The organism is Flagellimonas amoyensis (assembly GCF_003058265.1).
Taxonomy (GTDB): Bacteria; Bacteroidota; Bacteroidia; order Flavobacteriales; family Flavobacteriaceae; genus Flagellimonas; species Flagellimonas amoyensis.
The window spans coordinates 1-8683 of sequence record NZ_QBUK01000017.1; the positions used below are offsets into that span (position 1 = coordinate 1).

General features: G+C 41.5%; 15 protein-coding genes. 1 reads left to right on the plus strand and 14 read right to left on the minus strand.

Annotated elements, in window-relative coordinates:
• Positions 1-129 precede the first annotated feature (129 nt).
• The 10 genes from DB398_RS18090 to DB398_RS18135 form a co-directional block, all read right to left on the minus strand.
• On the minus strand, positions 130-708 hold the full coding sequence (locus tag DB398_RS18090) for a hypothetical protein (protein WP_108425870.1): 579 nt from the start codon (positions 706-708) through the stop codon (positions 130-132).
• Entirely contained in the window at positions 705-1106 is a 402-nt protein-coding gene (locus DB398_RS18095; RefSeq protein WP_108425871.1) for a 3TM-type holin, read from the minus strand. Before DB398_RS18095 ends, DB398_RS18090 begins: the two co-directional genes overlap by 4 nt.
• A 127-nt stretch (positions 1107-1233) precedes the next feature.
• Complete coding sequence (locus tag DB398_RS18100) at positions 1234-1632, minus strand: hypothetical protein (protein WP_159076491.1); 399 nt, start codon at positions 1630-1632, stop codon at positions 1234-1236.
• Complete coding sequence (locus DB398_RS18105; protein ID WP_159076492.1) at positions 1583-1966, minus strand: hypothetical protein; 384 nt, start codon at positions 1964-1966, stop codon at positions 1583-1585. The genes DB398_RS18100 and DB398_RS18105 overlap by 50 nt, the downstream gene beginning before the upstream one ends.
• Positions 1967-2010: 44 nt before the next feature.
• Positions 2011-2274 (minus strand): hypothetical protein, encoded by a 264-nt coding sequence (locus tag DB398_RS18110; protein WP_108425874.1) that lies wholly within the window; start codon positions 2272-2274, stop codon positions 2011-2013.
• Positions 2274-2690, minus strand: coding sequence for a peptidoglycan DD-metalloendopeptidase family protein (locus tag DB398_RS18115; protein ID WP_159076493.1), 417 nt, complete (start codon positions 2688-2690; stop codon positions 2274-2276). Before DB398_RS18115 ends, DB398_RS18110 begins: the two co-directional genes overlap by 1 nt.
• 132 nt (positions 2691-2822) lie before the next feature.
• Entirely contained in the window at positions 2823-3041 is a 219-nt protein-coding gene (locus DB398_RS18120; protein WP_108425876.1) for a hypothetical protein, read from the minus strand.
• Positions 3042-3044: 3 nt separating this feature from the next.
• On the minus strand, positions 3045-3530 hold the full coding sequence (locus tag DB398_RS18125; RefSeq protein WP_108425877.1) for a hypothetical protein: 486 nt from the start codon (positions 3528-3530) through the stop codon (positions 3045-3047).
• A gap of 127 nt (positions 3531-3657) precedes the next feature.
• Positions 3658-4440, minus strand: a complete 783-nt coding sequence (locus DB398_RS18130; protein WP_108425878.1) for a hypothetical protein — start codon at positions 4438-4440, stop codon at positions 3658-3660.
• A gap of 74 nt (positions 4441-4514) precedes the next feature.
• A complete protein-coding gene (locus tag DB398_RS18135; protein ID WP_108425879.1) occupies positions 4515-5267 on the minus strand; it encodes a hypothetical protein in 753 nt (250 codons plus the stop codon).
• 132 nt (positions 5268-5399) lie between these two features.
• Here DB398_RS18135 and DB398_RS18140 point away from each other — a divergent pair, with 132 nt between their 5' ends.
• Complete coding sequence (locus tag DB398_RS18140) at positions 5400-5759, plus strand: hypothetical protein (protein WP_108425880.1); 360 nt, start codon at positions 5400-5402, stop codon at positions 5757-5759.
• Between the two features lie 2 nt (positions 5760-5761).
• Here the strand turns inward: DB398_RS18140 and DB398_RS18145 are convergent, their stop codons facing one another.
• From DB398_RS18145 to DB398_RS18400, 4 genes are all read right to left on the minus strand, one after another.
• Positions 5762-5977, minus strand: a complete 216-nt coding sequence (locus DB398_RS18145) for a hypothetical protein (RefSeq protein ID WP_108425881.1) — start codon at positions 5975-5977, stop codon at positions 5762-5764.
• A gap of 3 nt (positions 5978-5980) precedes the next feature.
• Positions 5981-7123, minus strand: coding sequence for a replication initiation factor domain-containing protein (locus DB398_RS18150; protein ID WP_159076494.1), 1143 nt, complete (start codon positions 7121-7123; stop codon positions 5981-5983).
• Positions 7124-7590: 467 nt separating this feature from the next.
• The gene (locus tag DB398_RS18395) at positions 7591-7779 is read right to left on the minus strand and encodes a hypothetical protein (protein WP_159076495.1); all 189 of its coding nucleotides are present in this window, start codon (positions 7777-7779) and stop codon (positions 7591-7593) included.
• Between the two features lie 330 nt (positions 7780-8109).
• Positions 8110-8520, minus strand: a complete 411-nt coding sequence (locus tag DB398_RS18400) for a hypothetical protein (RefSeq protein ID WP_159076496.1) — start codon at positions 8518-8520, stop codon at positions 8110-8112.
• Between the last annotated feature and the right edge of the window lie 163 nt (positions 8521-8683).

Genomic DNA, 8683 nt, shown 5'->3' on the forward strand with positions numbered 1-8683 from the left:
TGTACTATAATTTACATAGAGGTAAAGTAAGTGACATGTAAGCAATTGCTAATATAAATCTTTTCAACCAAAATTAAGTGGCGAATCCAGATTTTTTCGATGTAAAACCATGCATTTTATCGAAAGGTTTTATGACACCCCATACAAGAAAATTGTAATGTAATATTCTTCAGCCTCATAATCATATTGAATGCTACCTTCATTCAAATTGATCACATCAACTTTTCCTGCACCACCACCATCGAGGGAGATTTGTACTTCACCAGTATTTTCATTTACGGTAAGGCCATTGGCAACAACAGCATAATTAAAATCGTTTGCACCAACATTTAACGGAGTACCGCCAATAGTTACATCAACAGGCCAACCGTTCAAATTGCCATCGTCAAGATAGATTTTAACGACCCTCGAATCGATAGGGATGAGGTTGTTCCTCAAACGAACCTTGTACCCGGAAAACGAATCATAATTGAATCCATCGACGTAATCAAATAAAATATCAGTACCACCCTTTTCAATGGGAATGCCCCTAAAGGATAGGTTCATAACATCGTTGGGATTGTTGAATTTCCCATAGTAAACCGTTTTACCATCATTGGCAAATGGTTGGTTATATGACATTATAACAGGGGTCACAGCCTCCACAATGTTTTCGCTGAATTGCTCCTTAAGAGCCTTTTCAACCTCGCAACATGAAAAATCTATCATTTGGTTACGTTTTTAATTTTTTCGTAAGTCCTATAACCGCTCATTCCAAGCATAGCCAATAGGATGCTGATCAATTGCCCCAACTCTATTTCGGGAAGCGGAGCAACATTTAAACCAATGGCATCAAAAAACCAAAATGCCAAATCCCTCAAAATAAAATGGTAGGCAAGGGCAGCACCGCAGACCCAACCCACAAATGGTCGCCAACCACTAACGAAAAGACTTTTATGTTGAGCCTCGATTTTGTTCAATTCAATCTGGTGGATGTTCGCCTTTTGCATTTCACGCATCAAAGCAATCTGAAATTCCTGTAATTTGGCCTCTTTGCCCTTGAACAAATGCAAAAATTCCCTACTACCTACCAAACCCGTGAAAATGCCCAGAATCTTATCTATCATTTGTCCCTGAATTTTTTAATGTTCAATGCTATTGCAGTTATCAATAGGGCTATTGTCAAACCCTTTTCCAAATTGGCTGCCATACTTGACAAAGACAAAAATGACATTGTATTCACTTCCCAGAGCCTCATACCGTAATTATTTCAAAAGAGTTTCCCGTTTTGGCGTTATATGCCTCAAACGCATCCATATTTTTGCCAACAAAAGGGAAATGCATCTTTAGAACCGAACTATACCGCCTTTTACCATAAACTTCACGCATCTTTATGAGCGTATTGTTTTCATGGGCAGTTAAGAACGAGGTCAAATATGAATCCCCATAAAAAGGGATTGCCAAGTATAAAAACCATTTTCGGGCATTGTTCACGTCCTCTTTGGTGTGTTCCGATTTTGTTCCACGTATGGAGAAAAAGACCGCCACAACGCTGAACACATAGAGCAACAAGCCCAATACGGATGGAACGAACAAGCCCCATTTAAGAAATTGGAATGTACGGGTTCTGTTCCCTGATTTTCTTTTTATCATTTGCACTTAAAGTTTTGTTCAATACTTCGGTGAGGTTACTACTATCACCAGTAAAATTAAATTCGTCAAAAGTGGCATCATACCTCACGATCCCAAACTTGGCTTTTACTTTGTGGTAATCTGCCAATGTCAGAGGAAGCAACAAATCAATTATGTTGTCCTCATTGGTAAACATGGCATGCACTTCGGAATAGATGGCAGATGCAATACTTTGCGCCTGGTCGGAAGAAAGCCCAGAACCAATGCCCTTGGCACTATCCACCACATAGGCAAATCCACTCCTTAGCCAACCCCATAGCAGGGCAAGCAACGAGAGAACAAGCGCAATTCCCACCAATACCAAAATCGGGTTAGTGGCCCAGACCGTTTTTAATTTATCTAGCAACCGCAATTTGAAGTGCCTTTATTGGTTAATTCATTCTTCAATTCATCCAACTTGCTCACAATGGGAGAGGTGTCCAGTACCACATTGTTTACTGGTGGAGTTCCACCAGTAGAGCCATTACCACCAGTAGAGGGTGCACCGTTGGAATGACACCCACACGGCTTTTTGCTCCTTAAGAACCACAATAGGAGCATCCCCACAATGAACATTCCCCCGAGCAAGAGCCACATATATTTTTTATTGTCCTTTTTCTTCATTAGAAAAATATTTCTGGGTTCAACAATTGGCCGTTCTGGTACAATTCAAAATGCACATGATTGGTCATTCTTGAATCATACTTTTGGGAAATGTTGTCAGCGACACACATTTTTTGCTTTTCATGGAATACGGAGCCGACCGCAGGAAGGTCTTTTACATACATGAGTTTAGCGGTATATTGTGAGTAACCCCCAACACCTTGTATCTCTATCAACCTATACCTTGAATCATTGGCGTAAGGCCAACCGTGTCGAATGACTTTACAGGGAAAGGGCGCATAAACCGCACCACCTTCAGGAATGGAAAAATCGATACCCTTGTGCGTATGACCACCACGGGAAGCCCCGAAGTTTCCACAGCCCCACGGGTCGCAACCCCTCAATCCTTGTTTAAAATTTATCGCTGAAAATCTCATAAGTCTTGTAAATGACATTAGTAGGAGTATTACAACCCCGAATACTATGCTTTCTTTTCCAAAATGTCGGGATAGATGAACCATATCACAAACGGCAATACTAGGAAGGCCATCAATAGCCAGAACCCTATGTTATCCTTTTTCATTTTCCTTTGGTTTTTCGTCGTTGTTTACCAATTTTTTGACGTTCTCGGCCACCTTTTTTGCAGTCGATTTTTCTTGGGGATCATCCCAAATCTCTTTCAAGTCGGCATGCAACTGTTTTAACGCCCTTGCCACCGCTTGGGCGGTCAGGGCGTATTTTTCCAGTTTGCTACCATAGGAAAGTACCTTGCTTACTTTGCTGAACATGGCCTATCGGGAGAATTTTCCAAAATAGCCAGTCACCTTTTTACCACCAGAGGTAACGCCACTACCATTTTGGGTAATGACCATTCCTATATCCGACAGGACTACGGCCCGTGTCGCCTTGTTCATTGAACAGGGGATAAGTTTGGTAATACCGCTATTGTGATAATGCACTTCGGCCATCATGGTGATATAGGTTTTGCCACTTGAAGGAGCTGTATATTCCTTGCTATCCTTGTAAGGGGCAACCTTGGCCGTGATCAAACCTTTTCCCCTTGATTTGTTCCAAGCGTTGATAATGACCTGACCCTCAAATTTCCCTTTACGGATGATGGAGTACTTTGCTCCACTTCTTTTAGGGGCGGGGGCGTTTTGGTTTCGCCCACCATTTTGGCGTTGAAAGTTGCCCCTGTTTTGCCTTGGATAGCCATTGCCACCTCTTTGTTGGTTGGTTTCGACCCAATTGCCGTAATTATCCCAATATCCTGCCATGAGTTCTACTTTTTGTATTTAGTAACATAGACGATACTTGCAACTGCCACCAAGAGTGTTACCGTCAAATGGCCAACAGTCATGCCCCAAAAAAGAGGCTTCATAAAAAATTCCTTTACCTTTTCCATTACCTGTATAATTTGCGTGATTTAGATTTTCGTTTCTTTTTATCTGGTGTCGTGGCAAACAAAGCAAAGAGCCCTGCCAAAGCCAACCCAACACCGCCCATAACTTGAAGCGTCTTGTTACCACCCAAATCCTTTATGTCCTCAATCACATCGTTTTTGAGTGCAACAGTAATTTGGGGTATGGTTTTGGTAAACGGCTTTTGTTTTGTCTGGGGATAGCGGTACAGGGTATGGGCGACACGCCTAACGGTTATGGTTCCATTGATCGCCTTGGCTATTTCGGGAAGAGTTGAAACAATTTGCTCCAAATGCCCGTCAGCAATCCGCTCTAAACGGATAAGCCCCTCTTTTGTACAATCCTGAGCCGAATCGTAACGCCATCCTAACCAACCCTCTAATGTTTTGTTGGGGTCGTAGTCACTTGCAATGTTGCCCCAGAACGTTTTGAAAAAATTGTTTACAGAGGCTTGCATTTCTTCCCGTGGAACGTCCAAGGCTTTTTTGAATTCCGCAGAAATCAAACCTATCCAGTATGGTCCCTCGTTTTCCGCCCTTGTGGGTGTCCATGTTGCGCCCCAACACTTAAAGCCATCCTTTAAGGCTTGGCCTATTGTCTTATTGATGGTTTCAGAACTCACCAGACCGCCCAACAAGCCCGTAACGGGCGCAAGGCTTGAAACCAAGGCAAGCACGCCACCAGACCCAGAACCGCCACCAATCAAGGGGGGTGTAGTGGAAACTGGTTGTATTGACGAACCTGCACTTATTACGGATGATGCCATAGTATTGTATTGTTTAAAAGAAAGCCCCTAACCCTTAACTTTAGGGGCTTTTCGCATTATGAACGACCTGATTTTTATCTTTCGGAAGGGAGTTTGTAGTCCACCGTGAGGTACTTCAAATCCTCGTTTTCGGCAGTATCGTGGTGGATGGTGATGGCATCCAATTCACTGATAGGAAAGCCCAAAGAAGTTAACCCGTTTGAATATATACCGTCAATGGTATCATATTGGGTAATTTCATGCTTTGCCATGTAGGCACTCATTTGCTCATGAGAAATTTCGACCTTGCGAACCTTTATTGTGCCGTCTGCATTCCTGTCATTGACCAAAAAGGATAGTTTGGTTGGGTCGGTGGCACCATTGAACAAAAGGAAATCAACATCCTTGTAATGCTCCATCTTTTCGGCCGTGGTCTGTTTTACTTCAGCCTTTTTGATGACAACAGGAGTAGAGGCCAAATTCTGATTGTCAATGTTGAACACATCAAAAGTTGCACCGTCCAATTCGGTCAAAGTAACCTTATACTTCACATCGTCATCGAAGGGCAATACACCGTTGTGGGCAAAAATTACAACAGGGTAATTTTTAAACAGGCCACCCGCCACATCTTTGTTGATGATGCCATCAAAACCCAAATAATTGTTGATATCGAAAATATCGACAATCGGAAGTTCTGGGATTCGGTTAACATCGTTGGCATTGGGCTGAATCAAATCAACCTTGATTTTTGCGCCTTCGGGAAGATCGTCACCGAACAAAAGCCCCTGACTTGGTACATCGACCTCGAAAACCAATGAGTTTGCAGCTACGGCACTTGCTAATTTCATATCACTAATGTTTTTATCAAATGATTATGAAGCAAACATATAGAGTAGGGGAGTGCCTTATTTAGAATCGCTAAGTATCGGTATGAATCAATTAATTTTAATTATCTTAACTAGGCACTAAAGACATCCAAAATGGGAGTAAATTATAAAAAGCACCAAATCCTCAAACACCTTTATGAATTTAGCACAGGAACTAATACTTCAATTAAGGACTACGACAATACAACCCATGAAATTTCCAATAAAATAAATAAAGATATTTCCACAACTCAAACCATTTTAGACCATCTTGAAGAAGAAATCTATATTGTATCTGACTACAATAATAACACAGGAGCAGAGCACTACTTTATACTTATTAAAGGTGAAAAAGCATACCTAAACAATGAATTTTTGAATCAAGTATGGTATAGAGATAAAAATAATGTGAAATGGGCAATAGGGGTAATTATTGCATTGCTCATTGCGCTACTAGGAATTATATTAAAATAAATCTATCTCTTAGGAACAAAATCGCAATCACAAGGAATTTTCACTCCAATTATTTCAGATACATACTTTACGGTTACACCATCTAAACGGGCGATATCTGAAATCAATAAATAACTCCTTTTTAGTCCTAAATCTTCTAAATAGCTTTCGTAATAAGGCTTGATATTGGTCGGATGAATACCCAAATAGGCTGCAAACATTTTCTTAGTAACCACCATAGCTTAGCATTCAAGTTGGAAATCCATTTCATATTGATTCAGGGAGATAATCTTTATCAATTCCCTTTGCCTGAATTCGGCCACGTATTGGCTGAATTTGGTATTGTACCATTCCCATAGGTCGAAATCGTCCAGAATCCTACGGATTGGCAGGAGGAACCTAATATCATGGTTCCTTGAAAAGTAGGAGCGGAGCAACCCTTTTATCATCCGTTGTTGGCCGATAAAGGTTTCTTTGATTGTACGGGCCAATTTTCCGACTATTCCGGAAAAGATTGAGATTGATTTTTTCACAACCGAAAAATCAATGAACCGGTATTCCTTTTCCTTGTTCACTTCAGTTTTGCCCGTGTTTTCCCTTAACTCAAAATGGTTAGATCGTGCAGCTTGGAACAGGCCAAAAAGGTACTGCCTATCAAAAATATTGTCGATGGTAAGCCCTTCCATTTCGGTCAAGAACTTATTTGATAACTGATACTCAAAACGCCAGATTTCACCGTCCAGACCAATTTTGTCCCAAACATCCTTTATATAGGGCTTTAAGGCTTCTTTTTCCATTTGCAGGGTCTTGTTGTATATCCTACAAAATCGTGAAGATGAACGCTTACCCAATTGCATGCCCGTGTAACGTACTTGGCCTTTTCTTGTCTTGGTATAGACATTGAAATCCTTTTCACGGCCAGAGATCAAGCACTCCCCGTTAAAGATGTTCCGCAGCATACTTGGTACATCGTGATGGTTTCCGCTGAAATCGAGTGCCAAGTCCATGCGGTTGATACCTTCAAATTCGAGGCCCAGAATATCTATCACGGTTTTGACCTGTTCCCTCAATTCGTCAGGGGTCAAGGTGTAAAATAGATGGTTTTCGATTTGCATCTGTACCAAATTTTCGTTGATAACGCTGCTTCGAGGGCTATATACAATAGAGCCGAAAACTTCATCCAAATAGGTGAGTTCCGCACGATGTTGGTACACCTTTGTCCCGTAGTCGGCAGCCTCTATTTTCAATCCGTCACGGATGCCCGTAAATGGTTTGCCCGAGAGGTTCAAAATAAGATAGTCCATGTTGAAGGAATAGACCGCATCGAGTAAGTCCCCGTTATACCTATCGGGGACGTTAACGCCTTGTTTTTCAGTTTTTAACATAGTCCATAATGTTTTAAAAGTTCTAAAAATGTCCATGTAAGGGCAAGGAGATTCGCACAAATGAGGATTGTCCAGACCATTGCAAGGCCAAGTTCCTTGGTTGTTGAAGGGCGAACCTTCCAAAATCTTAAGTCGAGTTTCATTTTCATGGTTGTTTGTGTTCAAAAATTGTATTCGCAAACGCTACGCTGTTAAGCGCGGGTGAATGGCAGGAGGTAATCAAAAAATGTTAGTGGTCAAGATTCCGTCCTTATCCCAATGGATATAGCCGATTTGTTTTGTCGGGAAGCCTTTTCTTTTGCCAAGTCGTTTGTATTCGTAAACCTTCGCATAATAGAAATTGGGCAATGAGCCGTAATATCGCTCCAAGGAAGTCCACTTTCTACGGGAAATCCGATGCCAAACAGAATGTGAAGCACCATCTATTCTATTGCCGAAAACGACTTTTACAAGTCCTTGGGAAATGGTCATGCCCTTTCAACGTAAAGCCAATGCCAAGGCGTCCTATAAAACTTCCCGTTATAGCTATAAACGCAATACCAGTCGTCCATGACATCATCATAACCACGGTATTCAAAGCGATAAACTAAACGGCGGGGCTGGTCAGAAAAATAGAAATAATCACCACGCTTTAGATCTCCTAATTCAAGTGCCATATCAATTCCAATTGTTTTACTTTGTTCTTTTTGTACTTTTCTATGTCATTGAGAGGAATGCCGAACTTTTCCGCAACCTCTTTGATTTTCCAGTATTCCAATGGTGCACCAGTCATACAGTCAACACCACGGGTGAGGCAAATCCATTCCCACCAAGTCTTACCGTTGATTGTCCAAGGGTCGTGTTTAAGCTTGGGAAATTCCCTTGGTTTGAACCAGTCACAACTATCATGAGCAAATTCGGTCTGGATCCATTGGGAGCACAGGCCAACATCCTTATTTCGGTCAAGGTGGAGCCTAAAAAACTTGCACCGCCTACAGGATTTCATCCTATAGCAGTTTGTGGGTCAATAGTTTTTTGTATAGATCACGATGGCTTTTGACGTGAAGCCAAAACCTGTAATCCACTTCGGTCATACCATAATGGTTATCGTTCACGGGGTGGAACGGCTGAACATGCACATAACCGTCTTTTTTGAACTTGGAAAAGTCCAGTACAACACTCTTAAGGTGACGGCCATGAACGTCTGTAAAGGGATGGGAAAGAACCATCCGAGTACCCAACATTTGGGTAGCAAAATACTGCCTTGCGTGGCGTTTGAAAGTCTTGGGATCGAAAGGAGTATCACGCATAACGTGAATTTTGTCAAGGGTCAACAACTCCTTTTTTTCATGCTTTTTGACGATTTTCGTCAGACGGCGTTGGCGTTTAGGGCCAATTGTCGTAAATTGGTCGGACATATTATTACGATATTTATAAAGAACCGACTGGGTGACGTGTAATCAACTTCAACTAACAGTCGGTTCTTCCTTTAACAATCGATACCTTTTCCCACATATTTTATCGGAACACCAAAAAATCACGTAGGACGTTATATGTCACAACTTGTACTATAATTTACAT